30 protein-coding genes and 1 riboswitch are annotated in these 26,442 nt (G+C 65.8%); of the genes, 20 read left to right on the top strand and 10 right to left on the bottom strand.

The features are described from left to right. The first annotated feature begins 3 nt into the window (after window positions 1–3). The 4 genes from E4K64_RS18785 to E4K64_RS18770 all read left to right on the top strand — a co-directional run bounded on the left by E4K64_RS18785 (window position 4) and on the right by E4K64_RS18770 (window position 3,835). On the top strand, window positions 4–1,119 hold the full coding sequence (locus tag E4K64_RS18785; protein WP_135164850.1) for a class I SAM-dependent methyltransferase: 1,116 nt from the start codon (window positions 4–6) through the stop codon (window positions 1,117–1,119). Further along, the gene (pgeF, locus tag E4K64_RS18780) at window positions 1,119–1,886 is read left to right on the top strand and encodes a peptidoglycan editing factor PgeF (protein ID WP_126259073.1); all 768 of its coding nucleotides are present in this window, start codon (window positions 1,119–1,121) and stop codon (window positions 1,884–1,886) included. The genes E4K64_RS18785 and pgeF overlap by 1 nt, the downstream gene beginning before the upstream one ends. A 185-nt stretch (window positions 1,887–2,071) precedes the next feature. Further along, the gene (locus tag E4K64_RS18775; protein ID WP_135164849.1) at window positions 2,072–2,689 is read left to right on the top strand and encodes a hypothetical protein; all 618 of its coding nucleotides are present in this window, start codon (window positions 2,072–2,074) and stop codon (window positions 2,687–2,689) included. A gap of 192 nt (window positions 2,690–2,881) precedes the next feature. Beyond that, window positions 2,882–3,835 carry a ribose-phosphate pyrophosphokinase gene (locus E4K64_RS18770; protein ID WP_164718785.1) on the top strand — a complete coding sequence of 318 codons (954 nt, stop codon included), beginning with the start codon at window positions 2,882–2,884 and terminating at the stop codon, window positions 3,833–3,835. Window positions 3,836–3,990: 155 nt separating this feature from the next. On the opposite strand, the gene E4K64_RS18765 is transcribed toward E4K64_RS18770, so the two are convergent. Continuing rightward, window positions 3,991–4,563, bottom strand: coding sequence for a 6,7-dimethyl-8-ribityllumazine synthase (locus E4K64_RS18765; RefSeq protein WP_135164848.1), 573 nt, complete (start codon window positions 4,561–4,563; stop codon window positions 3,991–3,993). Window positions 4,564–4,640: 77 nt separating this feature from the next. Next, window positions 4,641–4,798, bottom strand: a riboswitch (FMN riboswitch). A 452-nt stretch (window positions 4,799–5,250) separates the two neighbouring features. On the opposite strand from E4K64_RS18765, the gene E4K64_RS18760 reads away from it, so the two are divergent. Together E4K64_RS18760 and proC are read left to right on the top strand one after the other, a co-directional pair. Beyond that, a complete protein-coding gene (locus E4K64_RS18760; protein WP_028134393.1) occupies window positions 5,251–5,751 on the top strand; it encodes a type III secretion system chaperone family protein in 501 nt (166 codons plus the stop codon). A gap of 174 nt (window positions 5,752–5,925) precedes the next feature. Next, the gene (proC, locus tag E4K64_RS18755) at window positions 5,926–6,750 is read left to right on the top strand and encodes a pyrroline-5-carboxylate reductase (RefSeq protein WP_167772116.1); all 825 of its coding nucleotides are present in this window, start codon (window positions 5,926–5,928) and stop codon (window positions 6,748–6,750) included. 124 nt (window positions 6,751–6,874) lie between these two features. On the opposite strand, the gene E4K64_RS18750 is transcribed toward proC, so the two are convergent. From E4K64_RS18750 to E4K64_RS18730, 5 genes are all read right to left on the bottom strand, one after another. Next, window positions 6,875–7,267, bottom strand: coding sequence for a thioesterase family protein (locus tag E4K64_RS18750; RefSeq protein ID WP_135164846.1), 393 nt, complete (start codon window positions 7,265–7,267; stop codon window positions 6,875–6,877). A 209-nt stretch (window positions 7,268–7,476) separates the two neighbouring features. Next, entirely contained in the window at window positions 7,477–7,683 is a 207-nt protein-coding gene (locus E4K64_RS18745) for a tautomerase family protein (RefSeq protein WP_135164845.1), read from the bottom strand. Between the two features lie 100 nt (window positions 7,684–7,783). Further along, window positions 7,784–9,304: a histidine--tRNA ligase gene (hisS, locus tag E4K64_RS18740; protein ID WP_135164844.1), complete on the bottom strand. Its 1,521-nt coding sequence runs from the start codon at window positions 9,302–9,304 to the stop codon at window positions 7,784–7,786. 40 nt (window positions 9,305–9,344) lie between these two features. Beyond that, window positions 9,345–9,869, bottom strand: a complete 525-nt coding sequence (locus E4K64_RS18735; protein WP_135164843.1) for a YegJ family protein — start codon at window positions 9,867–9,869, stop codon at window positions 9,345–9,347. A gap of 205 nt (window positions 9,870–10,074) precedes the next feature. After that, window positions 10,075–11,157: a branched-chain amino acid aminotransferase gene (locus E4K64_RS18730; RefSeq protein WP_135164842.1), complete on the bottom strand. Its 1,083-nt coding sequence runs from the start codon at window positions 11,155–11,157 to the stop codon at window positions 10,075–10,077. A gap of 338 nt (window positions 11,158–11,495) precedes the next feature. Here E4K64_RS18730 and E4K64_RS18725 point away from each other — a divergent pair, with 338 nt between their 5' ends. From E4K64_RS18725 to E4K64_RS18715, 3 genes are read left to right on the top strand one after another with little or no spacing between them, the layout of a single operon-like run. Beyond that, entirely contained in the window at window positions 11,496–12,038 is a 543-nt protein-coding gene (locus E4K64_RS18725; protein WP_205680515.1) for a MarR family winged helix-turn-helix transcriptional regulator, read from the top strand. After that, on the top strand, window positions 12,035–12,766 hold the full coding sequence (locus E4K64_RS18720; protein WP_126259063.1) for a response regulator: 732 nt from the start codon (window positions 12,035–12,037) through the stop codon (window positions 12,764–12,766). The genes E4K64_RS18725 and E4K64_RS18720 overlap by 4 nt, the downstream gene beginning before the upstream one ends. A 19-nt stretch (window positions 12,767–12,785) precedes the next feature. Further along, window positions 12,786–14,174, top strand: a complete 1,389-nt coding sequence (locus tag E4K64_RS18715; protein ID WP_135164841.1) for an ATP-binding protein — start codon at window positions 12,786–12,788, stop codon at window positions 14,172–14,174. Between the two features lie 174 nt (window positions 14,175–14,348). Here E4K64_RS18715 and E4K64_RS18710 read toward each other — a convergent pair whose 3' ends face one another. Further along, window positions 14,349–14,879, bottom strand: a complete 531-nt coding sequence (locus E4K64_RS18710) for a DUF3617 domain-containing protein (protein WP_135164840.1) — start codon at window positions 14,877–14,879, stop codon at window positions 14,349–14,351. A gap of 44 nt (window positions 14,880–14,923) precedes the next feature. After that, the gene (locus tag E4K64_RS18705) at window positions 14,924–15,211 is read right to left on the bottom strand and encodes a hypothetical protein (RefSeq protein WP_135164839.1); all 288 of its coding nucleotides are present in this window, start codon (window positions 15,209–15,211) and stop codon (window positions 14,924–14,926) included. 184 nt (window positions 15,212–15,395) lie between these two features. Here E4K64_RS18705 and E4K64_RS18700 point away from each other — a divergent pair, with 184 nt between their 5' ends. The 4 genes from E4K64_RS18700 to E4K64_RS18685 all read left to right on the top strand — a co-directional run bounded on the left by E4K64_RS18700 (window position 15,396) and on the right by E4K64_RS18685 (window position 18,184). Then, window positions 15,396–15,857: a hypothetical protein gene (locus E4K64_RS18700; protein ID WP_135164838.1), complete on the top strand. Its 462-nt coding sequence runs from the start codon at window positions 15,396–15,398 to the stop codon at window positions 15,855–15,857. A gap of 120 nt (window positions 15,858–15,977) precedes the next feature. Further along, window positions 15,978–16,682 (top strand): ribonuclease T2 family protein, encoded by a 705-nt coding sequence (locus E4K64_RS18695; RefSeq protein ID WP_135164837.1) that lies wholly within the window; start codon window positions 15,978–15,980, stop codon window positions 16,680–16,682. Window positions 16,683–16,838: 156 nt separating this feature from the next. Continuing rightward, entirely contained in the window at window positions 16,839–17,699 is an 861-nt protein-coding gene (locus E4K64_RS18690) for a 23S rRNA (adenine(2030)-N(6))-methyltransferase RlmJ (protein WP_135165027.1), read from the top strand. Window positions 17,700–17,968: 269 nt separating this feature from the next. Further along, on the top strand, window positions 17,969–18,184 hold the full coding sequence (locus E4K64_RS18685; protein ID WP_008544396.1) for a cold-shock protein: 216 nt from the start codon (window positions 17,969–17,971) through the stop codon (window positions 18,182–18,184). 130 nt (window positions 18,185–18,314) lie between these two features. Here E4K64_RS18685 and E4K64_RS18680 read toward each other — a convergent pair whose 3' ends face one another. Then, a complete protein-coding gene (locus E4K64_RS18680) occupies window positions 18,315–18,938 on the bottom strand; it encodes an outer membrane protein (protein ID WP_164718784.1) in 624 nt (207 codons plus the stop codon). 250 nt (window positions 18,939–19,188) lie between these two features. Between E4K64_RS18680 and uvrC the strand changes: the two genes are divergently transcribed. From uvrC to E4K64_RS18645, 7 genes are all read left to right on the top strand, one after another. After that, window positions 19,189–21,249 carry an excinuclease ABC subunit UvrC gene (gene uvrC, locus E4K64_RS18675; RefSeq protein WP_135164836.1) on the top strand — a complete coding sequence of 687 codons (2,061 nt, stop codon included), beginning with the start codon at window positions 19,189–19,191 and terminating at the stop codon, window positions 21,247–21,249. Window positions 21,250–21,346: 97 nt separating this feature from the next. Next, window positions 21,347–21,964 carry a CDP-diacylglycerol--glycerol-3-phosphate 3-phosphatidyltransferase gene (gene pgsA / locus E4K64_RS18670; RefSeq protein WP_135164835.1) on the top strand — a complete coding sequence of 206 codons (618 nt, stop codon included), beginning with the start codon at window positions 21,347–21,349 and terminating at the stop codon, window positions 21,962–21,964. Beyond that, the gene (gene moaD, locus E4K64_RS18665) at window positions 21,961–22,212 is read left to right on the top strand and encodes a molybdopterin converting factor subunit 1 (RefSeq protein WP_135164834.1); all 252 of its coding nucleotides are present in this window, start codon (window positions 21,961–21,963) and stop codon (window positions 22,210–22,212) included. The genes pgsA and moaD overlap by 4 nt, the downstream gene beginning before the upstream one ends. A 3-nt stretch (window positions 22,213–22,215) precedes the next feature. Continuing rightward, entirely contained in the window at window positions 22,216–22,698 is a 483-nt protein-coding gene (locus tag E4K64_RS18660) for a molybdenum cofactor biosynthesis protein MoaE (protein ID WP_135164833.1), read from the top strand. After that, window positions 22,698–23,657: a 50S ribosomal protein L3 N(5)-glutamine methyltransferase gene (prmB, locus tag E4K64_RS18655; protein WP_135164832.1), complete on the top strand. Its 960-nt coding sequence runs from the start codon at window positions 22,698–22,700 to the stop codon at window positions 23,655–23,657. Before E4K64_RS18660 ends, prmB begins: the two co-directional genes overlap by 1 nt. A 92-nt stretch (window positions 23,658–23,749) precedes the next feature. After that, window positions 23,750–24,337, top strand: coding sequence for a phage holin family protein (locus E4K64_RS18650; RefSeq protein ID WP_135164831.1), 588 nt, complete (start codon window positions 23,750–23,752; stop codon window positions 24,335–24,337). After that, window positions 24,337–25,467 (top strand): YihY/virulence factor BrkB family protein, encoded by a 1,131-nt coding sequence (locus tag E4K64_RS18645; protein ID WP_135164830.1) that lies wholly within the window; start codon window positions 24,337–24,339, stop codon window positions 25,465–25,467. Before E4K64_RS18650 ends, E4K64_RS18645 begins: the two co-directional genes overlap by 1 nt. Before the next feature lie 50 nt (window positions 25,468–25,517). Here the strand turns inward: E4K64_RS18645 and E4K64_RS18640 are convergent, their stop codons facing one another. Continuing rightward, window positions 25,518–26,357, bottom strand: coding sequence for a class I SAM-dependent methyltransferase (locus E4K64_RS18640; RefSeq protein ID WP_135164829.1), 840 nt, complete (start codon window positions 26,355–26,357; stop codon window positions 25,518–25,520). Between the last annotated feature and the right edge of the window lie 85 nt (window positions 26,358–26,442).

Below are 26,442 nucleotides of genomic sequence, written 5' to 3'. Positions count from 1 at the left end.
GCCGTGACCGACCAGCCGCTACTCGACGAGATCAAGGCGCTGATCAAATCCTCAGGCCCCATGCCGGTCTGGCGCTACATGGAACTGTGCCTGATGCATCCGCGCTATGGCTATTACGTCTCGCGCGATCCGCTCGGGCGTGAGGGCGATTTCACCACCGCGCCCGAGGTCAGCCAGATGTTCGGCGAGCTCCTGGGCCTGTGGACCGCCTCGGTCTGGAAGCAGATGGGCTCGCCGCAATTCCTGCGGCTGATCGAGCTCGGACCGGGCCGCGGCACCATGATGGCGGACGCCCTGCGCGCACTCCGCGTGCTGCCGCCGCTCTATCAGGCGCTCCATATCCACATGGTCGAGGTCAATCCGGTCCTGCGCGAGCGGCAGGGCGCGACGCTGTCCGCCGTGCGCAACATCTCCTGGCACGACAGCATCGACGACGTGCCGGAAGGGCCGAGCATCATCCTCGCCAACGAATATTTCGACGTGCTGCCGATCCACCAGATGGTCCGCCTCGAGAACGGCTGGCACGAGCGCGTGATCGAGCTCGACGGCAACGGCAGGCTTCAGTTCGGCGAGGCGCCGGAGCCGACCCCGCGCTTCGACGTGCTGCTGCCGCCCTTGGTGCGCGCCGCGCCGGTCGGCGCCGTGTTCGAATGGCGGCCCGACGGCGAGATCATGAAGCTGGCCACCCGCGTGCGCGACCAGGACGGCGCGGCCCTGATCATCGACTACGGCCATTTGCGCAGCGATGCCGGCGACACGTTCCAGGCGATTGCCCGCCACACCTTCGCCGATCCCCTGAAGGCGCCGGGCCAGGCCGACGTCACCGCCCATGTCGACTTCCAGGCGCTGGCGCGCGCGGCTGAGGATGTCGGCGCGCGCGTGCACGGGCCGGTGGCGCAAGGCGACTTCCTCAAGCGCATCGGCATCGATACGAGGGCTGCCGCTTTGATGCAGAAGGCAACGCCGGAAGTGGCCACCGACATTTCGATCGCGCTCAAGCGGCTGACGGACACCGGGCGCGGCGGCATGGGCTCGATGTTCAAGGTGCTCGGCATCTCCGAGCCGCGGCTGACGGGCATCGCCGGCCTCAGCGATCTCGAACAGGCCGGAGGCAATTGATGACGCTCACCTCCTCGCTGCTGGCAGCGGTGCCCGGCCTGCGCCACGCCTTCTTCACGCGTGAAGGCGGCGTCTCCGGCGGCATCTATTCCGCGCTGAACGGCGGGCTCGGCTCCAACGACGATCAGGGCCTCGTTGCGGAGAACCGCCGCCGCATGGCCGAGCATGTCGGTGTCGCCGCGGACCGTTTCCTCAGCCTGCACCAGATCCACTCGCCCGACGTGCTGGTTGCCGAGACACCGTGGCCGAGCGGGCCGCGGCCGAAGGGCGATGCGCTGGTGACGAAAACGCCCGGCATTGCGCTCGGCGTCTCCACCGCCGATTGCGGACCGGTGCTGTTCGTCGATCCCCATGCGCGCGTGATCGGCGGCGCACATGCCGGCTGGAAAGGCGCGCTCACCGGCGTGCTGGAGGCAACGATTTCGGCGATGGAGGATCTCGGCGCCAGCCGCGGGGGCATCATCGCCGCGATCGGGCCGCTGATCCGCCAGGACAGCTACGAGGTCGGCAACGAGTTCGTGGCGCGCTTCATCGAGGCCGATGCGGACAATGCAATGTTCTTCATCCCGTCGGTGCGCGAGGGGCATGCGATGTTCGATCTCGCCGGCTTCATCCGCCAGCGGCTCGAGGCCGCCGGCATCCTGATGATCGACGATCTCGGTCTCGATACCTATGCCGACGAGCGCTTCTTCAGCTATCGCCGCTCGGTACATCGCAAGGAGCCGGATTACGGCCGCCACGTCCACGCGATTGCGCTCGAAGCGTGAACACAAGGGCAACATCCCGTCATTCCGGGGCGCGCGAAGCGAGAACCCGGCATCCATCGTGCAGCAATGTACGGGGAGAAATGGAGTCCGGGCTCGCGCCAGGTGGCGCGCCCCGGATTGACGGCAGCTTGTGTCGCCACCGCCCTAGACCTTAACCGATTTTAACGATATCGCTGCCCTCCATAATGAGGGACGCGTCATTCATCCTGGGCCGCGCGGGTTCGCGCGTGCTGGCGGTCATGCTGCTGGCGGCTGCGACCGCGCTTGGCGGCTGCGCCGGCGGTGGTGGCAGCGCCGCCAATTCCTATGCGATGGCGCCGAGCACCGGCTCGGGCGCGACGGTCGCCTTCGAATCGATCGACGGCCCGCCGCCGCAGGTGTTCGACCGCATGGTCGGCGTGCTCGACAGCGAATCCAAGCTGCGCAGCCTGTCCGTGGTCTCCCGCGAGGGCTCGGCCGCCTACCGCGTGCGCAGCTACCTCTCCGCCCAGATCGTCCGCGGCAAGACCGTGATCGCCTGGGTCTGGGACGTCTACGACGCCAACCAGCAGCGCGCGCTGCGCCTGTCCGGCGAGGAACCGACCTCGGCCAAGGGCGGTCGCGACGCGTGGGCGGCTGCCGACGATCTGGTGCTGCGGAAGATCGCCCAGGCCGGATTCGGCGGACTTTCCAACATGATCAACGGCACGCCGGATGCGCCGAGCACGGCTCCGGGCCTGCGGGGTCCGGCGGTGGCGAGCGTCGCTCCGGTCCCGCCCGCGCCGGAGATGCCGGCCTCGGCGCTCGGCTATGCCGAGCAATAACCCCTGCTAAACCACGGCCTGAAGTTGCGGCCAAACCGTTGGCCCGACTCAGGATTTTCGAAGGGAAAACGTAGCCTTCCGGGTTGCCATTGCAGCCTCCCGCCTGATATTTCCTCGCCCGTCGTAACCGTGCTTCCAGTGGGATCTGAGATGTTGAACGTCGTATCCAGCAAAGCGCGGGAGGAAGCGTCTATGTCGGCCAAAAACGGCTCCATCAAGCTCGTCGCCGGCAACTCCAATCCGGCCCTCGCGCAGGCGATCGCGCAAGGCCTCGACCTGCCGCTGACCAAGGCGGTGGTGCGGCGCTTCGCCGACATGGAGATCTTCGTCGAGATCCAGGAGAACGTCCGCGGCTCGGATGCCTTCGTCATCCAGTCGACCTCGTTTCCCGCGAACGACCATCTGATGGAGCTCCTGATCATCACCGATGCGCTGCGCCGCTCCTCGGCGCGCCGCATCACCGCGGTGCTGCCCTATTTCGGCTACGCCCGGCAGGACCGCAAATCGGGCTCGCGCACGCCGATCTCGGCCAAGCTCGTCGCCAATCTGATCACGCAGGCCGGTGTCGACCGCGTCATGACGCTCGACCTGCATGCCGGCCAGATCCAGGGCTTCTTCGACATCCCGACCGACAATCTCTACGCCGCGCCGCTGATGGTGCGCGACATCAAGGACAAGTTCGACCTCTCCAAGGTGATGGTGATCTCGCCCGACGTCGGAGGCGTGGCCCGCGCGCGCGGCCTTGCCAAACGCATCAACACCCCGCTCGCGATCGTCGACAAGCGTCGCGAGCGCCCGGGTGAATCCGAGGTCATGAACGTGATCGGCGATGTCGCCGGCTACACCTGTATCCTCGTCGACGACATCGTCGATTCCGGCGGCACGCTGGTGAATGCGGCCGACGCGCTGATCGCCAAGGGCGCCAAGGACGTCTACGCCTACATCACCCACGGCGTGCTCTCCGGCGGCGCGGCCGCCCGCATCTCCGGCTCCAAGCTGAAGGAGCTGGTGATCACCGACTCGATCCTGCCGACGGAGGCAGTGACCAAGGCGCCGAACATCCGCACGCTGCCGATCGGCAGCCTGATCTCGGATGCGATCGCGCGCACGGCGGCCGAAGAGTCGGTGTCGAGCCTGTTCGACTGATTTTTCTTTTGCTGGTCTCGTGGGGTGGGCAAAGGCGCGACGCGCCGTGCCCACCTTATTTTCTTTGCGAGAGAAGGTGGGCACGCTTGCGCTTTGCCCACCCTACGACTGATCTTCTTCGCCTCTCCCCGCTTGCGGGGAGAGGGAGAGACATCCTACCCCACGATGCCCGCCGCGACCTGGCCACGCAGACGTTCGAGGCCGAGCAGGGTCTCCGCACAGGCGGCGGCGACCTCGACACCCTTGATAGCAAAATGCTTGCGGAAGAAGTCGTAGTGCACCTCGGTCTCGTGGAATTGCTGCGGCGTCAGCACCGCTGAGAACACCGGCACCTCGGTGCGGAGCTGCACGTCCATCAAGGCCTTGATCACGGTGTCGGCGACGAATTCGTGGCGATAGATGCCGCCGTCGACGACGAGGCCGGCGGCGACGATCGCGGTGTAGCGCCGCGTCTTGGCGAGAACCTGCGCATGCAGCGGGATCTCGAACGAGCCCGGCACCTCGAACACGTCGACATGCGTGAGGTGCCGCGCCGCGGCCTCCCTCATGAAGGCGATACGGGCCTCCTCGACCACGTCGCGGTGCCAGCAGGCCTTCACGAAGGCCACCCGCTGCGGTTTGGCGAAGCGTGGATGCTCGGTCGCGGGTCCTTGCGGAACCGACGGTTGGTGGATTTCAGTTTCGGCTTGGAGAGCTTCGACTTGGGGATCTTGCAGCATCTGATTCATGGCTTTCCTCGGTTTAAGGACCAGAATCAGGGCACACGGAACGACAAACAGCCGCACCTTGCGATGCGTCTGCCACCGACCGTTCTCTTTCATCCGGACTTTGACCGTCGGCTTCGGAGTTGCACCGAATCTGCTGACCCTTCCCTTCGGGAACCCCTTAGGGAAGGCGCTCGCGGGCTTGGGCCTTTCGGCCCTTACCGCCGGTGGGGACTTTCACCCCGCCCTGAGAACATCGGCCGCTCGGGATGAACGGCCTGGGCGGAAATATGCCGCCGGCGCGCCGGCGCGGCAAGCGTGTTCCGCATGGGCAAATCGCATGGTCCCATGCCGGCGCGGCGGTCCGGGCCTCGCGGGACGGAATTAACGACTGGCGCCCTCCGCCGAATCCGATTCCGGTTTGTTCTTCCTGCATCGGGATCCGGGACTTCCGACGTTAAGAATTGTGGCGGAGATGAGCTGTGGACGAACGAGTCCTGGCTTGTGGACGGACTCGGGACCCGGTTGCGCAGATTCCGCAAATCACATCACTTGATCCGCGACAGGCCCGCGCTGATCCGAGGGGATCGCAACAGTGACCTGGGGATCGCAAGAGCGACCCTGAGGGATCGCAGCAGCGACGTTGAGGGAGCGTGCCGGGCCGACCGCGTGCGTATCAAGGATAACAAAAAGGCAAGAGGTCGAGACGGCATGTCCCTGCTCGAAGGCACTATCGATTCCAGAAGCCATCCGCTCGCGGTGGTCGAGGATATCGCTGCCAGCAACAACTGGCCGTTCGAACGCTCCGGCGAAGACGAACTCACGATTGTCTCGAAGGGACAATGGACCGACTACCAGCTCTCCTTCACCTGGATGGGCGAGATCGAGGCGCTGCATCTGGCCTGCGCCTTCGACATGAAGATTCCGCTCGCGCGTCGCGGCGAGGTGCAGCGGCTCGTCGCTGCCGTCAACGAGCAGCTGTGGGTCGGTCATTTCGATTTGTGGACCAACACCGGCATGGTGATGCACCGCCAGGCCCTGGTGCTGCCGGGCGGGCTGACCGCTTCGACCGCGCAATGCGAGGCCATGCTCGCCGGCGCCATCCACGCCTGCGAGCGCTATTTCCCGGCGTTCCAGTTCGTGGTGTGGGCGGGCAAGACCACGACCGAGGCCATGGACGCCGCGATGTTCGATACGGTCGGCGAGGCGTAGGGGATCGCCTCTCTCCAGCGTCGTCCCGGACGAGCGAAGCGAAGATCCGGGACCCATACCGCGTGATGCCCGTTGTGGCACAACGCTTGTTGCCACCATCTTCATCCACTAGAACCGCCTGTGGTTATGGGTCCCCGCTTTCGCGGGGACGACACTGAGCGTGTGGCGGCAACGATGGCGAACAGCACCCTTCAAGACATCACCGGCACCATCCTGCTCGCCGGCGCCGGCAAGATGGGCGGCGCGATGCTGACCGGATGGCTCTCGGGCGGGCTCGACCCGCGCCGCGTCGCCGTGATCGATCCGCATCTCTCGCCCGAGATCACCGCGCTCGCCGCCAGGGGTGTCGCGCTCAATCCCGACGCGACGACGCTCGGCCCCGTCGAGACACTGGTCGTTGCGGTGAAGCCGCAGATGTTCCGCGAGGCCGGCGCAAGACTGAAAGCGTTCGTCTCGGACCGGACCTCGGTGGTCTCGATCATGGCGGGAACCACGATCGCCTCGCTCCAGGAGGTCTGCGGCGGCGCCGTCGTGCGCGCGATGCCGAACACGCCGGCCGCGATCGGCCGCGGCATCACCGTAGCCGTCGCGGCCAACAACGTCAGCACCACGCAGCGCGCGGTGGCCGACGCGCTGCTGCGCGCCACCGGCTCGGTCGAATGGGTCGAGGACGAAGGCCTGATGGACGCGGTGACGGCCGTCTCCGGCTCAGGGCCAGCCTATGTGTTCCTGCTCGCCGAGGAGCTGGCACGCGCCGGCGTCGAGGCCGGCCTGCCCGAGGCGCTCGCAACGAAGCTCGCACGCGAGACGGTCGCGGGCTCCGGCGAACTGCTGCACCGGTCGGAGCTGCCCTCGAGCACGCTGCGCCAGAACGTCACCTCGCCCGGCGGCACCACCGCCGCAGCGCTCGGCGTCCTGATGGGCGAGCCCGGCCTGCGCGATCTCATGATCCGCGCCATTGCCGCAGCGACCAAGCGATCGAAGGAATTGGCGAAGTAAACAGGTGCCGTACCTTCGTAGGGTGGGTTAGCCGTCGGCTGCGCGAAGCGCAGTCCGAAGGCGTAACCCACCATGTTTCAGCGATCGTCAAACGAGTTGGTGGATTACGCTTCGCTAATCCACCCTACTTACCCAGCCGCTTGTTGAACATCTCGACATTCACAAGCCCGCGCGCGTGACGGCCCTCGCCGAGCTTGCGCGTACCCTCGAAAGCTTCGACCTCGAAGCGGATGACGCGGCGCTCGACCGCAACCACCCTTGCGGCGGTCCGCACCGTCGCGCCGACGAGGGCGGCGGCGAGATGGCGGATATCGACCTCGGTGCCGACAGTGACCCAGCCCGGCTGCAGCGCGGCGCGGATCGCATCGCCCGAGGTCATCTCCATCTCCAGGATCATCATCGGCGTCGCATAGACAAAGGGCATGCCGGGCACGAAATGCCCGACCGTGCGCTCGGCCGGCACCACCAGCGTGCGCTCGGCGCTCATGCCGATCGTGATGAAGTCGCGTGCGTCCATGGGACCCTCACACGGTGTCGTCCCGGACAAGCGCAGCTCGTGACAACGCGTAGCGTTGTCTCGAGCGAAGCGCCGATCCGGGACCCATAACCACAGGGTTGAGTTCGACGAAGACTCGGAATTACCAGTTCCGCCCCACAACCACTCCCTGTGGTTATGGGTCCCCGCGTTCGCGGGGACGACAGTGGAGAATGCCGCGCTGCCCGTGGCTACTTCTTCGCAGCCGCCGCCGCGCGTTCCACGAAGGTCTTGCCGCCCTTCATCTTGTGGCGGAGCGGAGCTTCGTTGATCTGGATGACGACGGCATCGGCATCGACGCCGAGATTCTTCACCAGCGCCTGCGTGATGTCGCGCATCATGCCGGCCTTCTGCTCGTCGGTGCGGCCTTCGGCCATGCTGATGGTGATCTCAGGCATTGTTCTCTCCCTTGCGGCCGGACGCCGGCCATTGACGGTCGCCATCAAACAAGACGTGGATGCCCGGGACAAGCCCGGGCATGACGGCCTCCCGGAATGGCTAGCCCCACTTTACGTCATGGCGGGCCAGGACCTCGCGCACTTTGGCGACGAGATCGGCTTCGCTGCACGAGAACTGCGCCGGCCGGCTCTCGCGCCATTCCTGGTTGGACGCGATCGCGGCGGCCGCCTTGGCGCCTTCGATCAGATCCTTGATCTGCAGCTCGCCGCGCGCCTTCTCGTCGGAGCCCTGGATGATCACGCACGGTGAGTTGCGGCGATCGGCATATTTGAGCTGGTTGCCCATGTTCTTGGGATTGCCGAGATACAGCTCGGCACGGATGCCGGCGGCGCGCAAGCTTGCCACCATCTTCTGATAATCGGCGACGCGGTCGCGGTCGAACACGGTGACGACGACCGGTCCGAATTCCGGCTTGGTGTCGAGCTTGCCGAGCAGCGTCAGCGCGGCCTGCAAGCGCGACACGCCGATCGAGAAACCGGTCGCCGGCACCGGCTCGCCGCGGAAGCGCGAGACCAGGCCGTCGTAGCGCCCGCCGCCGCCGACCGAGCCGAAGCGCACCGGGCGGCCCTTCTCGTCCTTGGTCTCGAGCAGCAATTCGACCTCGTAGACGGGCCCGGTGTAATATTCGAGGCCGCGCACGACGGAGGGATCGATCTTGATGCGATCCGCACCGTAACCCGACGCCGTGACCAGCTTGGCAATCTCCTCCAGCTCGCTCACGCCGGCCTGACCGACCGGGCTCTTGGCGAGGTAGGTCTCTGCGGCGGCAACGGCCTCTTTCCAATCCTCGCGCGGCTTGGTGATGGCGAGAACGACGTCGGCTTCGGCTTCGCTCAGATTGGCGCCCTTGGTGAAGTCGCCCTTGCCTTCTTCGCCGCCGTCCCAGCGTCCGGGACCGAGCAGCTTGCGCACTTCGTCGGTGGAAAATTTGTCGAGCTTGTCGATCGCGCGCAGCACCGTCAGCCGGCGCGCCGCGTTCTCGTCACCCGCGAGCCCAATGGCTTCCAGCACGCCGTCGAGCACCTTTCGGTTGTTCACCTTCACCACATACTGGCCGCGCGCAATGCCGAGCGCCTCCATCGTGTCCGCAGCCATCATGCAGATCTCGGCGTCCGCCGCCGGCGTCGCCGAGCCAACCGTGTCGGCGTCAAACTGCATGAACTGGCGGAAGCGGCCGGGGCCGGGCTTCTCGTTGCGGAAGACATAGCCGACGCGGTAGCTGCGGTAGGGCAGGACCAAAGCGTCGGTGCCGTAGCGCTCGCCGACGTAGCGGGCGAGCGGCGCGGTCAAATCGTAGCGCAGGCTGATCCACTGCTCGTCGTCGTCCTGGAACGAGAACACGCCCTCGTTCGGACGGTCCTGGTCGGGCAGGAACTTGCCGAGCGCGTCGGTGTATTCCATCGCCGGCGTCTCCACCGGCTCGAAGCCGTAGAGCTCGTAGACGGCGCGGATCTTCTCGACCATCTCGCGCGTCGCCCGGATCGCGGCGGGATCGCGATCCTCGAGCCCGCGCGGCAGGCGCGCCTTCAGTTTCTGGGGTTTTCTGGGTTTCTCGGCCATGCGCGGCGTTTACCAGCCGGGGCGCGAGGCGGCAACTGCCCTACGGCTGCTCCATCCGCGCCCGCAGCGCATCCGCGTCCGCCTTCGGCAGCGATTTCAGCGTCGGCTTGATGGTTTCGCCGCCGACGATCTTGCCGTTGCGCATGAACATCCAGTCCGAGATGTCGGCTTCGGCGAACGAAACTTTATCGCCGGCGTGCTTGCCCGGCAGATCGCGGGGCTGGTTGGCAAACAGACCGGTAAAGGTCCCGTCGGGCTGCTTCTTCACCTCGCCGATCCAGATGTGCTCGCCGCCCTTGCGGGTCGAGAAGCGCACCTTCAGGGCGTGCCCGGTCTCCGTCGGCTTCGGCGATTCGTAGGAGGCCCAGAACGTCGGGAGCGTGCCGCGAGCCCGCGCGATCGCCGCGTTCATCTCTGGATCGCCGGTGCGCACGTCGACGATCGGCGAGCGGTCTTGCGCTGCGACTTCGTGCGTCGGGCCGATGGTCAGGATGCCGAAGACGGAGACGCCGGTGATTGCGGTGAGAACGACCCATTTCATGGGTTGGGAGAGTCTTGTTGCCATGATCGCGATGTCCAGGATGCCTTGATGTGTCCTGGCTTTGTCGCGAGATCGTGGCGGGGCGTTCATGGCGCCAGATACCGGCCGGCGTTCCCCGGATGCTGCGCAGCGCGCCGCTTCTTGGCGGCGTGGTGCGCTGCTGATCCGGGGTCCAGCCACTGGCACTCTGGGTCCCGGCTCGCGCTTCGCGCGTCCGGGACACGAGAGATCAAAACACCTTGCGGATCCAATTGTGCGGATCGTTGGTGCGGCCGTACTGGATGTCGACGAGCTGCTTGCGCAGGCCCATGGCGACGGGGCCGGCGGCGCCGCCCGAGATCTCGAAATCGCCGCTGACCGAACGCACCTTGCCGATCGGCGAGATCACGGCGGCGGTGCCGCAGGCAAAGGCTTCCTTCAGCCTGCCGCTGGCCGCATCCTTGCGCCACTGGTCGAGCGAGTACGGCTCCTCGCGCACGGTCTTGCCGGCATCGCGGGCGAGCGTGATGATGGAATCGCGGGTGATGCCGGGCAGGATGGTGCCGAGCGGCGGCGTCGAGAGCGAGCCGTCGTCGAACACGAAGAAGACGTTCATGCCGCCGAGCTCCTCGATGTAGCGGCGCTCGATCGCATCCAGGAACACGACCTGATCGCAGCCGTGCTGGATGGCTTCGGCCTGGGCGCGCAGGCTCGCGGCGTAATTGCCGCCGCATTTGACGGCTCCGGTGCCGCCGACGGCGGCGCGCGTATAGTTCTCCGACACCCAGATCGAGACCGGCGCGGGTCCGCCCTTGAAATAGGAGCCGACCGGCGAGGCGATGACCGAGAAGATGTACTCCGACGACGGCTTGACGCCGAGGAAGGTCTCGCTCGCGATCATGAAAGGACGCAGGTACAGGCTACCCTCGCCGCCCGGCATCCAGGCGCGGTCGATGCGCACGACCTGCTCGACCGCCTCGATGAAGACGTCCTCGGGCAGCTGCGCCATCGCCATGCGGTCGGCGGAGTCCTTGAAACGCCGCGCATTGGCGTCGGGCCGGAACAGATTCACGCCGCCATCGTCGCGCTTGTAGGCCTTCAGACCCTCGAAGATCTCCTGCGCGTAGTGCAGGACGGCCCCGGCCGGATCCATCTGGAAGTTGGCGCGGGCCTCGATCTTCGCCTCGTACCACCCGCCCTTGGCCTGGTTGTAGCGGACGATCGCCATGTGATCGGTGAAGACCCGCCCGAAGCCGGGATCCACCAGCTTGGCCACGCGGTCCTTCTCGGGGGTCGGATTGGTTGCGGGCTGGATGTCGAATGTCATGCTCATGTCCTTGGCTCCCGCTGCCGGTAACGGCGCTGTTCTGGCGCCCGCCGGCCCCGTTCGGGGGCCGGCCGGCTTGATTGGTTTCTGGCCGGACCGCCGCCAGCCTTGTTACGGCCGGTTTCCCGTGGCCAGCATGTCGCTGAGGACATGCTTTTGCGGGAGGCGGAAGTCCAGTATGTTTTGCCGAAATGCCGCTCGACAATCGCACGGTAGATCTGATCCGGCCGTCGTCGCCTGTCCGGCTCTTTCCGCCGTCCTGCTTCGATGCCGCCCGCCACGAAACGATCTAAAATTTCGTGCGGATCGATCGTTTTGTAACATTGAACCCAAGATACGTCAATATGCCTGACATAAATTTCGCGAATCCTTCTGAAAGCGCCGCCGAGCCTCGGCCGGCCGCAGGCGATGGAAGCAATTTGCGCTGGGATATCATCGAGCTGCTGTTCTTCGCCTATCGCGATTTCGTCGGCGATCCCGACCAGGAGCTGGAGGCTTTCGGCTTCGGCCGGGCCCATCACCGGGTCATGCACTTCGTCTACCGTTATCCCGGCCTCAAGGTCGCCGATCTGCTCGACGTCCTGCGCATCACCAAACAATCGCTCGGCCGCGTGCTCAAGCAGCTCCTGGACGAGGGCTATATCGTGCAGAAGACCGGTGACAACGACCGCCGCCAGCGCCTGCTCTACGCGACGCCGAAGGGCGAGGCGCTGGTGCAGAAGCTCGCCGGGCTGCAGACCACGCGGATCACCAAGGCGCTCGCCGAGATCGGGCCGCAGGACGCCGAGACGGTCAAACGCTTCCTGCGCGCGATGATCGATCGGGACGATCCGGACAAGGTGCTCGAGACCATCTTCGCTTCCGTCAATCAAACCACCAAGGAGTGACCGTGCCGCTCGCTGCCACTCTCGCCCGCCCGCCGGCGCGCCCTGCCGACGACGCGCCGCATCTGCTGCTGGTCGACGACGACCGCCGCATCCGCGATCTGCTGTCGCGCTTCCTTGCCAGCGAGGGCTACCGCGTCACCACCGCCGCGAGCGCCGGCGATGCACGATCGAAATTGCTGGGTCTGCATTTCGACCTCTTGATCCTCGACGTGATGATGCCCGGCGAGACCGGCTTCGATCTCGCCCGCTTCATCCGCACATCCTCCTCGGTGCCGATCGTGATGCTCACGGCGCGGCACGAGGCGGAGGCCCGCATCGAGGGCCTGCAGATCGGCGCCGACGATTACGTGGCAAAACCGTTCGAGCCGCGCGAGCTGGCGCTGCGCATCAACAACATCCTCAAGCGCGCCGCCCCGCCGCCGCAGGCCACGACGATCGAGAAGATCGCCTTCGGTCCCTACATCTACCACCTCGAGCGCGGCGAGCTGCGCCAGGGCGAGGAGGTCATCCACCTCACCGACCGCGAGCGCGAGATGCTGCGCATTCTCTCGGAGACGCCGGGCGAGACCGTGCCGCGCAGCGCGCTGACCGGCAACGGCAGCGTCAACGAGCGCGCCGTCGACGTGCAGATCAACCGCCTCCGGCGCAAGATCGAGACCGATCCCGCCAATCCGCTGTTCCTCCAGGCGGTGCGCGGCATCGGCTACCGGCTGGTGGCCTCGCCATAAATCAAGTGAAGCGCGCCAGATGAGCACGATCGATACCGGCCTGACGCTTCTGAAGAGCGCCGCCGGCCGCGTCTCCGCGGCCAATGGCTGGATGGGCCACGCGTTCAAGGGCTGGATGCCGACCGGCCTCTACGCCCGCGCGCTCCTCATCATGATCGTGCCGATGGTGGTGCTGCAATCGGTGGTCGCCTTCGTGTTCATGGAGCGGCACTGGAACACGGTGACGCGCCGCCTGTCGGCCGCCGTGGTGCAGGACATCGCCGCACTGATCGACGTCTACAAGGGTTATCCGCAGGACCGGGATCGCGACCAGATCCGCCGCATCGCGCAGCAGCGCCTCGGCCTCGTCGTCGATTTCCTGCCCGCCGGCGACATGCCGCCGCCGGGACCGAAGCCGTTCTTCTCGCTGCTCGACCAGACGCTGTCGGTGCAGCTCGGCCGCCAGATCGGGCGCTCGTTCTGGATCGACACGGTCGGCCGCTCCAATCTGGTCGAGATCCGCATCCAGCTCGACGATGCCGTGATGCGCGTGTTCGCGCAGCGCAGCGCCGCCTATGCCTCGAACTCGGAGATCTTCCTGTTCTGGATGGTCGGCACCTCCTCGATCCTGCTGATCGTCGCGGTGCTGTTCCTGCGCAACCAGATCAGGCCGATCCTGCGCCTTGCCGACGCCGCCGAAAGCTTCGGCAAGGGCCGCGAGGCGCCGAACTTCAGACCGCGCGGCGCGCGCGAGGTGCGGCGCGCGGCGGTCGCATTCCTCGAGATGAAATCGCGCATCGAGCGCACGATGGAGCAGCGCACCGCGATGCTCGCCGGCGTCAGCCACGACCTGCGCACCATCCTGACCCGCTTCAAGCTCGAGCTGGCGCTGATCGGCGACAGTCCGGAGCTCGAGGGCATGCGCAAGGACGTCGACGAGATGTCGATGATGCTGGAAGATTACCTCGCCTTTGCGCGCGGCGATTCCGGCGAGCAGTCGCAACCGACCGACATGGCGCAGGCGCTCGAGGAGCTGCGCGGCGACGCCGAGCGCCACGGCCATACCGCGACCGTCGCCTTCCACGGCCTGCCCGTTGTGACGGTGAAGCCGGCCTCGTTCAAGCGCTGCCTCGCCAACCTCGTCACCAACGCGGCGCGCTACGGCAAGAGCATCGCCATCACCGGCCAGCGCGATCACCGTTATTTGACCGTGACGGTCGACGACGACGGGCCCGGCATTCCGACGCATTTGCGCGAAGAAGTGTTCAAGCCGTTCCTGCGGCTCGACAACGCCCGCAACCAGGACGAGGGCGGCACGGGCCTTGGCCTCGCCATCGCCCGCGACATCGCCCGCTCCCACGGCGGCGACATCACGCTGGGCGACAGCCCGATGGGGGGATTGAGGGCGAGCGTCAGGATTCCGGTGTAACTGTCTTACCTCGCCCCGCTTGCGGGGAGAGGTCGAATTCGATCGCAGATCGAATTCGGGTGAGGGGGTACAGGTCTCACAGCGGTCTCATTTGCCGAGAGAGCCCCTCACCCCACCCTCTCCCCGTAAGAACGGGGCGAGGGAGCGCACCGACTTCCGAGCGACTATCTCACCCTACTTCGGCAGCAGCGCCTTCAGCTTGTCCATGTCGCGCACGTTCATCTTGAAGCCGCCGGGCATCACGATGTCGCCGGCCTTCTGGTCCGGCTTGCAGGCCCCGAGCCACTTCGCTTCGAGCTGCATCGTCGTATCGCGTCCCGCCGCGCCGGCGACGCCGCCTTGCGCGCGCGAGGTGGTCTTCACCGTATAGGCCGAGTTGAAATCGCCCGTGATCTCGGCATGCGAGGTGGTGTTGACCCCGGCGACGCTGCACTCGGAATCGCTGACATAGCCGGTCGCGGTCTTCTTGATGTCCTGCTTGGAACAGATCTGCTTGGCCATCGGCGAGACGTTGTTGTTCATCTCCTTGTCGACCGTCTCGTCGGTGCAATGCTGCATGGTCATCTCGGGCATGGGTGAGCCTGATGTGACCAGCTTCATTTCCCAAAGACCCGCCTTGCGCACCGGCAGATCATCGGCGCTGGCGCTGCCCGCCGACACCACGAGGCAAAGCGTCGAGCCGAGCAAAGCAAGTTTGCGCGTCATGCGAGAAGCTCCCGGCTGAGAGAGTGCGGCGCTACAATAGCGCCTTAGTAGAGCGTGCGGATCGGCTGCTCGGCGGCGCCATAGGGCACCCAACGGCAGGAGAATGAGATATAGCCGCCTTCATAGGCCTGCACGCCGAGGAATTTGACCACTTTGCCGTAACGCGCGCAGTGATCGACCGCGACCTGACGTGCATCGACCTGGGTGGCCATCGAATAGGCGATGATGCCGCCGGTGTCATTGCCCTTGAACGGCGGCACGATGTCGGCCCGCGCCGGCTGGCCCGCCATCATACCCAGGGCAAGAACGCCCGCGGCCGCAATGATTCGCATTATCGTCACTCCAATTGGCTGGCCGCCACTCTACGGTGCCGGGATGGAAGTGAAAAGAACCGAAGCCCTGCCGACCGCGACGTTGTGGTCAAGTCCTGGCGAAGTGTTGCCGCGCTGCACTTGACCTCCCCCGCCCTTCACGGCACCGTCCCCCTTCGCAAGACCTTAGCTGTCCGGATTGACCATGCGCGCCCCCTCCCTGAAATCGCTCCGCTTTGCCGCCATGCTCGGCCTCCTGTTCGGAGCGCTGTCGCTCGGCGAGGCCCGGGCCGCCAATCCGCTGGAGATGAATTTCTGGCTGAGCGGACCGCGCTATGACGGCACGGTCGCCAATTGCGATTGGGCTCTGCCGAGGATCGTGCACGAGTTCGCCGAGAAGGAATATACGTTCTGGAATTCCTCGCTGAAGATCACCGGCTTTGCCGCCGTTCGCGAGACCGCGTACCGGCCATGGCAGTCCGACAACATTCCGCGCCGCTATTGCACCGGCGAGGCCATGCTCACCGACGGCAAGGCGCGCAAGGTGCACTTCTCGATCATCGAGGATGGCGGGTTCGCCAGCTACGGCAGCGGCGTCGAATGGTGCGTGGTCGGGCTCGACCGCAACTGGGCCTACAATCCGGCCTGCCGCGCCGCCCGGCCTTAAGTCCGAGCCGCCTGCTTCGGGGCCCGTCAGCGGCCAAACGGCGGCCGCCGGAATTTTGTTCTTGAAATGTTCTTATCGCCTGCTAGGCTTCCTTTCACAGTCTAGTTGAGGGGCGTTGCCATGTTTCATTCCAGATTGCATTCCTTCTCTCGCCTGGTGATCTCGCTGGCCCTTTCCCTGATCCTTGCGGCTAGCCTGGCCTCGTTCGCCGGTGACGCCAAGGCCCAGGACAAGCGGCAGAACGCCCCTGGCGAGTTCGATTTCTATGTGCTGTCGCTGTCATGGTCGCCCTCGTTCTGCGAGGAGGCGGCCGAGCGTGGCGGCCGCTCCCAGCTCCAGTGCAGCGGACGGCCCTACGCCTTCGTGGTGCATGGGCTGTGGCCGCAATACGAGAACGGCTTCCCGGAATATTGCCAGCGGCCCGCGCCGCGGTTGAACCGGAGCATCGTCTCCTCGATGCTCGATCTGATGCCGGCGCCGGGGCTGATCTTCAACGAATGGGACAAGCACGGCACCTGCTCGGGCCTCGCCGATCGCAGCTATTTCGAGACGATCCGCAAAGCGCGCGCCGCGATCAAGATTCCGGCCGAATATCTCGATTTGTCGCAATCCAGGACCGTGGCGCCGGCGGAGGTCGAGGAGGCCTTCATCAAGGCCAATCCGGGGCTGAGCAATGCCGCCGTCTCGGTCACCTGCAACCGCACCCGGCTCTCCGAGGTCCGCATCTGCCTCAGCAAGGACCTGCAATTCCGCGCCTGCGAGGAAACCGATCGCCGCGCCTGCCGGCGCGATCAGGTGACGATGCCGCCGATCAGGGGTGGGTAGGATTGATTCGCCGTCATTCCGGGGCGCGCGGAGCGCGAACCCGGAATCCATCTCTCGGCGTTACCGGTAGCAAAGTGGATTCCGGGTTCGGTGCTGGCGCACCGCCCCGGAATGACGGCCGTTACTTTCGGCGCGCGATGTCGTAACTCTCCCGACATGAACTACCGCCACGCCTTCCACGCCGGCAACTTCGCCGATGTCATCAAGCACATCGTGCTGGCCCGCATCATCACCTATCTGCAGGACAAGCCGGGGCCCTTCCGCGTCATCGATACCCACGCCGGAGCCGGCCTCTACGATCTCGACAGCGACGAGGCGCGCCGGAGCGGCGAATGGCTGACCGGCATCGCGCGGCTGATGCAGGCCCGCCTGTCGAACGAGAGCGCGGCGCTGACCAAGCCCTATCTCGACATCGTCCGCGCCTTCAACCCGCAGGGGGAGCTCAAGGCCTATCCCGGCTCGCCGCTGATCGCGCGCGGCCTGCTCCGGCCGCAGGACCGGCTCGTCGCCTGCGAGCTCGAGCCGAAGGCGCGGAAAGCGCTGATCGGCGTGCTGCGCCGCGACGAACAGGCCCGCGTGGTCGACCTCGACGGCTGGGTGGCGCTGCCGGCCTTCGTGCCGCCAAAGGAGCGGCGCGGCCTCGTGCTGATCGATCCGCCGTTCGAGGCCAAGGACGAGTTCGAGCGGCTGGGCGAAGCCTTCGCCACCGCCTTCGCGAAATGGCCGACCGGTATCTATGTCATCTGGTATCCGGCCAAGAGCCGCCGTGCCACCGACACGCTGGCTCAAACGGTGGCGCGGCTCGCAGCCGCAGCAAAACCACCGGGAAAATGCCTGCGCCTCGAATTCAGCGTCGCGCCCCAGCTCGATGGTGGCGCTCTGGCCTCCGCCGGGCTGCTGATCGTCAATCCGCCCTACACGCTGCAGGGCGAGCTCAAGACCATCCTGCCCGAGCTGGAAATGCCGCTCGGCCAGGGCGGCGCTGCCAGATTCCGATTGGAGGTACCCAAGCCTTAAAGCAAGCAAAGCCGTAACACTCCGGCATTCTTGGGAAAAATATGCAGGAGCGGTAGTCAATCCGCAGAGAACCGTATTATGCTGTTTCTGTGACTGGCTTTACGTTCCGCTTCCGCGAATGGTTGCGGCGGAGTGAAGGCCTAAGAAAGATCCGGCCGGACCGTTAGGTCCGCCCAAGGATGGCCAGCTCTCCCGGGCTTCGTAATGCCCAGTCATGTCGCGACGTGAGTCTGCGTCGCGACGGAGGAGCAATGAGGGGGAGTTTCCCGATGGCCATGACGGGAACAGTCAAGTTTTTCAACGGTGAACGCGGCTACGGTTTCATCAAGCCTGACGACGGCGGCCGCGACGTCTTCGTGCACATTACTGCTGTGGAGCGGGCCGGACTGAAGGACCTTGCGGAAGGACAGCGCATTACTTTCGAAGTCGAACCGGACAAGAAGGGGAAGGGGCCGAAGGCGGTCAACCTGGTCATCCTCTCCTAGCGGGCCCGACGCAAGACACGCGGCGCAATATTTCGCCGCAATACTTGGCGCAAAGAAATACTCGGCGCAAAAAAAATTCCCGGCCGCGAGCGGCCGGGAAGGTGTTGTCCGGTATTTTCTTCTTCAGCTGTCAGAAGCGATAGTTCACGCCTGCGCGAACAACGCTGGCGCTATAGCCGTTTGACACCCCCGTAATTGCGAACTGACTCGTCGACAGATCGATGTAGAGATATTCGAGCTTGGCGCTCCAGTTCGGAGCGAGGCCGACTTCCGCGCCGCCGCCGATGGTCCATCCGGCGGTCGTATGCGATTCCGCCCAGCCGAAGGTCTGTCCACGCAGCTCGCCGAACGCAAGGCCCGCGGTGCCGTAGAACAGCACGTTGTTGAAGGCATAGCCGGCGCGGCCGCGCAGGGTGCCGAACCACGGATTGGAGAACTTCCACGGTGCGAAAGTATCGTCGGCACCGCTGACCTGGATATCGCCCTCGACGCCGAACACCCAAGGGCCGTTCTGGAAATTGTAGCCGGCCTGCACGCCGCCGACGAAGCCCGACGGCTTCGAGGGATTGTTGTCGACCGAGCCCCATTCGTAGCCGATGTTGCCGCCGAGATAGGGACCCGCCCAGCTATAGGCATTGAGCGGCTGGTTGACGGTATAGGGGGCGCGCTGCCCGTAATTGAGATCGGCGGCCTCTGCCGAAGCTGTCCAGCCGGCTGCAACCAACGCGGCCGCGCCCACAACGAGCCTCTTCATCACACACTCCAACGCAACTGCCGTCGCCGCTGCGGCGCCTGCGCCGCCGCGCGAGGCACAACCGCATGGTTACGGAACCATCACTTTTTCGCGTAAGATTTATCGAGAGTTTTAGCTTAAAGGGCTGTTAAGCCGGGTTACCGCGCTGTTAACAGACTTAACGAAGCGTTACCGGGAACTGCGCCGCCGTCCTGTGCGTGCCGCACGGCCGGAACTTCAAATCGGCACCCCGAGCGCCTAGATTCGCCCCATGGTTCACGATTCCACCGACAATCCGGACGAACGCGCGCGCAAATTGCCGCGGGCCGCCGCGAGCGACGTGCCCCCCGAGACGTTGATAGCGCCGGACGTCGATCCCGCCGCCCCGGGCGGCGAGGACGAGGATGATTCGCGGCTGCCCGATATCCTGGAGGAGAGCGGCGCGGTCGGCGAGGAGCCGCTGGCGACGGGCCACGAGGCGATCGAGCGCGCCGTCCGCCTCGCCCCGACCTCGCCCGGCGTCTATCGCATGCTCAACGCGAATGCCGACGTGCTCTATGTCGGCAAGGCCAAGAACGTCAAAAAGCGCCTGTCGAACTATGCGCGCCAGAGCGCGCCGCAGCCGGCGCGCATCCTGCGCATGATCGCCGCCACCGTGACGGTGGAGATCGTCTCGACCAACACCGAGACCGAAGCGCTGCTGCTGGAAGCCAACCTCATCAAGCAGCTGCGGCCGCGTTTCAACGTGCAACTGCGCGACGACAAGTCGTTTCCCTACATTCTGATCACCGGCGACCATTGGGCGCCGCAGATCCTGAAACATCGCGGCGCGCAGAGCCGGCCCGGGCGCTATTTCGGTCCGTTCGCCTCGGCCGGCGCGGTCAACCGCACCATCACGGCGCTGCAGCGCGCGTTCCTGATCCGCTCCTGCACCGATTCCTTCTTCGAGAGCCGGACCCGGCCCTGCCTGCTCTACCAGATCCGCCGCTGCGCCGGCCCCTGCACCCGCGAGATCGACTTCGGCGGCTATACGACGCTGGTGCGCGAGGCGAGCGACTTTCTGTCCGGCAAGAGCCACGCGGTGAAGCAGGAACTCGCCGGCGAGATGGAGAAGGCGGCCAATGAACTCGAGTTCGAGCGCGCGGCGCTCTACCGCGACCGCCTCGCCGCGCTCTCGGCGATCCAGTCGCAGCAGGGCATCAATCCGCGCACGGTCGAGGAAGCCGACGTGTTCGCCATCCACCAGGAGGGCGGGTTCTCCTGCGTCGAGGTGTTCTTCTTCCGCACCGGCCAGAACTGGGGCAACCGCGCCTATTTCCCGCGCGCGGAGAAGTCATTCACCCCGGAAGAGGTGCTCGGCTCCTTCCTCGCGCAGTTCTACGACGACAAGCCGCCGCCCAGGAACATCCTGCTCTCGCACGAGATCGAGGAGAGCGAGCTGCTCGCCAATGCGCTGGCGATCAAGGCCGGCCATAAGGTCGAGGTCACTGCGCCCAAGCGCGGCGAGAAGAAGGAGCTGGTCATCCACGCCCTGACCAATGCGCGCGAGGCGCTTGGCCGCAAGCTCGCCGACACCGCCACGCAAAGCCGGCTGCTGGAGGCCATGGCCGCGACGCTGAGCCTGCCGCATCCGCCCAAGCGCATCGAGGTCTACGACAACAGCCATATCCAGGGCACCAATGCGGTCGGCGCCATGATCGTCGCCGGCCCCGACGGCTTCGTGAAGAACCAATACCGCAAGTTCAACATCAAGTCGGAAGGGATCACGCCCGGCGACGACTTCGCCATGATGCGCGAGGTCCTCGAGCGGCGCTTCAAGCGCCTGATCAATCCGCCCGAGGACGCCGGCACCAAGGCCAAGGACGACGATTTTCCGCAATGGCCCGACCTCGTCATCATCGATGGCGGCCGCGGCCAGCTCAACGCCGTCCGCGAGATCTTCGCCAATCTCGGCCTGAACCAGGTGTCGCTGATGTCGGTGGCCAAGGGGCCGGACCGGGATGCCGGCCGCGAGACCCTGTTCATGCCGGAGCGCGAGGCCATCAAGCTCGAGCCGCGCGATCCCGTGCTCTATTTCATTCAGCGCCTGCGCGACGAGGCTCACCGCTTCGTCATCGGCTCGCACCGCAAGCTGCGCAAGAAGGACATCCGCGAGGCCGGCTTGCAGGAGATTCCGGGCATCGGCCCGTCCCGCAAACGTGCCTTGCTACATCATTTCGGGACCCTGAAGGAGATCGAGCGGGCCTCGATCGCCGATCTCGGCAAGGTTCCGGGGGTGAGCGCCGAGAGCGCCCGCAGGATTTTCGAGTATTTCCATCCCCAGCCGGGATGAACTAAAGGGGGACCGCGGTCATATGGTCGTCGTATCCCGCACCCATCTGGGAAGCGGAACGGTTGACCTTCAGGCCCGAGCGGTATTGGTAGGACGGATGAACATCGCCACGACACGAGGGACGACGAGGCGCGCGATGTCCCTCCCGAACATCCTGACTTATGGCCGGATCGCCGCGATCCCGGTCGTGGTCGGATGCATTTACGCGCAGTCCATCCTGGATCAGCCGCTGTGGCTGCGCTGGGTCGCGGTCGCCATCTTCATTGCGGCTGCGGTCACCGACTACCTCGACGGCTATTACGCGCGGATCTGGAATCAGCAATCGGCATTCGGCCGGATGCTCGATCCGATCGCCGACAAGCTGCTGGTCGCCTCCTGCCTGCTGATGCTCGCCGCCGACGGCATCATCCACGGCTGGTCGCTGTGGGCCGCCATCGTGATCCTGTGCCGCGAGATCCTGGTCTCGGGTCTGCGCGAATATCTGGCCGCGCTCCGCGTCAGCGTGCCCGTGACCAAGCTTGCGAAGTGGAAGACCACGGTCCAGCTCGTCGCGATCGGCTTCCTGCTCGCGGGACCTGCCGGCGACGAGGTGGTGCCCGTGGTCTCGATGATCGGCCTCGCGCTGCTGTGGGCGTCGGCGATCCTCACCATCTACACCGGCTACGATTACTTCCGCGCCGGCATCCATCACCTCATCAAGGAGGACGAGGGATGAAGGTGAAGTATTTTGCCTGGGTGCGCGAGCGCGTCGGCAAGGCGGAGGAGACCATCGAGCCGCCGGCGACCGTGCGCACCGTCGAGGAGCTGATCGCCTGGCTGTCGGGCCAAAGCGAGGCCTATGCCTACGCATTCGAGAAGCCGAAGGTGATCCGCGCCGCCATCGACCACGCCCACGTCAAATCGGACGCCGTGATCGCCGGCGCCCGCGAGATCGCGTTCTTCCCGCCGATGACCGGCGGCTAGGCCATGACCACCCCTGTCGCCACCTGCCCCGTCACCATCCGGATTCAGGAAGACGATTTCGACATCGCCCGCGAGATCGCGGTCCTGACCCAGAGCCGCACCGATATCGGTGCGGTTGTGAGCTTCTCCGGCATCTGCCGCGCCGACGACGACAGCGCGAAGGTCGCGGCGCTGACGCTCGAACATTATCCCGGCATGGCCGAGGAAGAGATCAGGCGTCATGCCGACGAAGCCGTTTCGCGCTGGCCGCTCAACGGCGTCACGGTGATCCACCGTGTCGGCCGCTTCATGCCGGGCCAGAACATCGTGCTGGTCCTGACCGCCTCGCAGCATCGCCAGGCCGCGTTCCAGGCGGCCGAGTTCCTGATGGATTACCTCAAGACCAACGCGCCGTTCTGGAAGAAGGTAGAGAGCGCCACCGGCACCGGCTGGGTCGAAGCCCAGGCCCGTGACGACCAAGCCGCCGCACGCTGGACCAAATCCTGATGGCAAGAGCAACCAAGAAGACTGCGCGCAGCCGCGCCGCGCCAAAGCTCGCGAAAGTCGGACGCGGCGAGCTCCTCACGCTGCTCGATTTCGTCCGCTATGCGGTGAGCCGCTTCAATGAAGCCAAGCTCGCTTTTGCCCACGGCACGACCGATCCGGTCGCCGAAGCCGCCTTTCTGGTCTGCGAGGCGCTGCATCTGCATCCCGAACAGCTCGAGAGCTTCGCCAACGCGCGCGTCACGGCCGCGGAAGGCAAGACCGTCCTCGATCTGATCCACCAACGCGTGACCACGCGCAAACCGGCCGCCTATCTCGTCAACAAGATCTACATGCGCGGCCTGCCCTTCTATGTCGACGAGCGCGTCATTGTTCCGCGCTCCTTCATCGGCGAGCTCCTGGATTCGCATTTCGGCGGCGACGGCGAGGCCGGCTCGCTGATCGACGATCCCACCGCCGTCGGGCGCGTGCTCGATCTCTGCACGGGGTCGGGGTGCCTCGCCATCCTCGCCGCGCATCATTTCCCGAATGCCATTGTCGATGCCGTCGACATCTCCAAGGGCGCGCTCGAAGTCGCCGCACGGAACGTCGGCGAGTTCGGGCTGGAGGACCGCATCAGCCTGTATCGCGGCGACCTGTTCGCCCCGCTCGGCGACAACAGATACGATCTGATCATCACCAACCCGCCTTACGTCGATGCCGAAGGCATGGCCGCGCTGCCGCCGGAATGCCGGGCCGAGCCCAAGCTCGCCTTCGACGGCGGCGCCGACGGCCTCGATGTGGTGCGGCGCATCCTGCGCGAGGCGCCGGATCACCTGACGCCGGACGGCGGGCTGATCTGCGAGATCGGCCGCGGCCGGGACTTGGTCGACGAGGCCTTTCCGGACCTGCCGCTGCTCTGGCTCGACACCGAGGAGTCCGAAGGCGAGGTGTTCTGGATCGCGGCCGCCGATCTCGGCTGATTCATCAGGACGGACCGAGCTCGGTCGGAACAACTCAAATTCGGCCACGTTCATCCCCCGAACGAATTTTCTCGCTCTCGGAGGATCTCCAGATGCTCGCGCCATCGGGCGAATTGCTGCGCGCCGGTATGGCGCTGAAGCTCAATCACGTCAAACGCGCCGCGCAATCCTATCTGCGCGACCAGACCAGCCAGGCCACCGGCAAGGTAACGTCTTACGCCGTGGCCGGCGGTCTGTTCGCGGCCGCGGGCCTGTTCGTCGTGGCGACATTTTTCGTCGGCCTGATCGCCCTGTACCGCTGGGTCGCCATCAGCTACGGGCAGTTCTGGGGTTTCGGTGTCGTCGCGGGCGTGCTGCTGGTGCTGGCGGCGGTCTGCGCCGGGGTGGCGATGGCGCAGATGAGGCGCAAAGCCAAGCCGATCGTGCCACTTGCCAGCCGGTTGCGCGTTGCCATTGCGACCCCGCGGATTCCCCGCGGAACGGTCAAGGAGGCTGTCAAGGAGGTCGCGACCACGATTCCCCTTGCGCCGCTGGCGCCGGGCGAGCGCCGCCATGGCGCAAGAGCCTGGCCGGTTCGCACCAACCGATCCGTGCAGCTTGGCCTGATGCTCGCGGCGATTGGACTGGCGGGGTATACGGCGGCGCGCCGCAGGCGCCACGGTCATCGATTGGACGCTTGATGTTGGTGCGGCGCTCCGAACAGATCGACTCCTGGCTGCTGGTGGCGGCGACAGCCGTGTTCGTGCTGACGGCGGAGCGCTACTTTCAGGACTCTGGCCTGGCCGGGTCGGGGCCTCCGCAAGACCACCGCAAGGGCGAGGCGAATTCACCGGAAACACACCCGGCGCGCGCGGCCATGCAGCTCGGCCGCGGCCGCCATGCCAAGAGCCCGTTCTCAATCCCCTGGGCCGGCTGGAAGGATATCTTCTGGCGGACCTATCAGCGCATCGACGAGGACCGCCTGCTCGCGACCGCGGGCGGTGTCGTGTTCTTCGGGCTGCTCGCGATCTTTCCGGCGGTCACGGCGCTGGTTTCCTCTTACGGCCTGTTCGCTGACCCCGCGACGATCAGCTCCAATCTGCAGACGCTGGCGACCATGCTGCCCGAGGGCTCGTTCCAGATCGTCGAGGACCAGGTGGCGCGCGTGGTCTCGAACGGCAATACCACGCTGGGTGCCGCCTTCCTGTTCGGCCTCTTGCTGGCGATCTGGAGCGCCAATGCCGGGGTCAAGGCGATCTTCGATGCCCTCAACGTGGCCTATGAGGAGCGTGAGAAGCGCAGCTTCATCAAGCTCAACTTGGTGTCGCTCGCCTTCACAATCGGCGGCATCGTGGCCCTGTTGGTGATGGTAGGCGTTGTCGTCGCCTTCCCGCTGGCACTCAATCACATCGGCATGGCGCCCGAAAGCAAGCTGATCGTGGCGCTGGCACGATGGCCGCTCATGTTCCTCATCCTGCTGGTGGCGCTCGCGATCCTCTACCGCTTCGCGCCCAGTCGCGATGCACCGCGCTGGCAATGGCTGAGTTTCGGCGCGGTGACGGCCGCCCTCCTCTGGATCGCCGGTTCGGCGCTGCTGTCCTGGTATCTCTCTGAGTTCGCCAATTACAACGCGACCTATGGCTCTCTCGGCGCCGCGATCGGCCTGATGACGTGGATGTGGATGTCGGCGATCGTCATCATGTTCGGCGCCGAGCTGAATTCGGAGATCGAGCGGCAGACGCTGAGGGACACGACCGAGGGGCAGCCCAAGCCGCTCGGTACCCGCGATGCGGTCTCGGCCGACACCGTCGGAGCCGCTGCGCCATTTTAGCCCATGACGACGATCGGGCCGGAGCTCATCCGGCCCGATCGAACGGCATCTCAGCGCTTGGTGATGACGGCTTCCAGATACTCGCTGTGCACGACGATGGTGCCGTCATCGGCATGGTTGAACTCGCCGAGCAGCGCCAGGAGATCGCGTCGCAGCGCGGCCTGCCCGCTCTCGTCGAGCGCGGCAAACGCCTTCAGCGTCGGCCCGTAGAAGGTCTTGAAGACATCGAGCCAGTGCTCGGGCGAGCGATAGCGGAACACGAACATGCGCGGCTCGGCCGATATATCCGAGGCCTGGCTTGCGAACATCTCCTCGAGCCGCGCCGGCGTGCCCCAGAGCGCCGGCGACTTCACGCCGGCCGGCGGCGGCAGATGCTTGCCGATGGTCTTGAACAGCTGGCCGATGAAACCCTGCGGGGTCCAGTTGGCGAGCCCGATCTTGCCGCCGGATTTGCAGACGCGTGCAAGCTCGGAGGCCGCCTTTTCCTGGTCCGGTGTGAACATCACGCCGAAGGTCGAGAGCACGACGTCGTAACTCGCGTCCGCAAACGGCAGCGCTTCGGCGTCAGCCTCGCGAAATTCGACCGTCAGATGGTCCGCCGCCGCACGTTCCTGGCCGCGCTTGAGCAGCGCCGGCACATAGTCGGTGGATGTGACGTCACACCAGCGCCGCGCCGCAGCCAGCGTCGCGTTGCCGTTGCCGGCGGCGACGTCCAGCACCTTGCTGCCGGCGCGCAAGTCCAAGGCTTCACAGAGTTGCTCGCCGACGATCTGCAGTGTGGTGCCGACGACGGCATAGTCGCCCGAAGACCAGGCGCCATGCTGGCGCTGCTTGATGGCGGCAAGATCGGGCTGGGTGGGAGCCTGTTTGAGCGCGGCGGATGTCGACATGGCAATTCTCCGGGGTTGAAAACGCCGGGACGATAGGGCGCATGCGGCGCGCTGGCCTTGAGAGCGGCATTATTTTACGCTGAGA

The sequence above is a fragment of the Bradyrhizobium frederickii genome (assembly GCF_004570865.1).
Classification (GTDB): domain Bacteria; phylum Pseudomonadota; class Alphaproteobacteria; order Rhizobiales; family Xanthobacteraceae; genus Bradyrhizobium; species Bradyrhizobium frederickii.
This window is presented reverse-complemented; position numbering and strand designations above follow the sequence as displayed.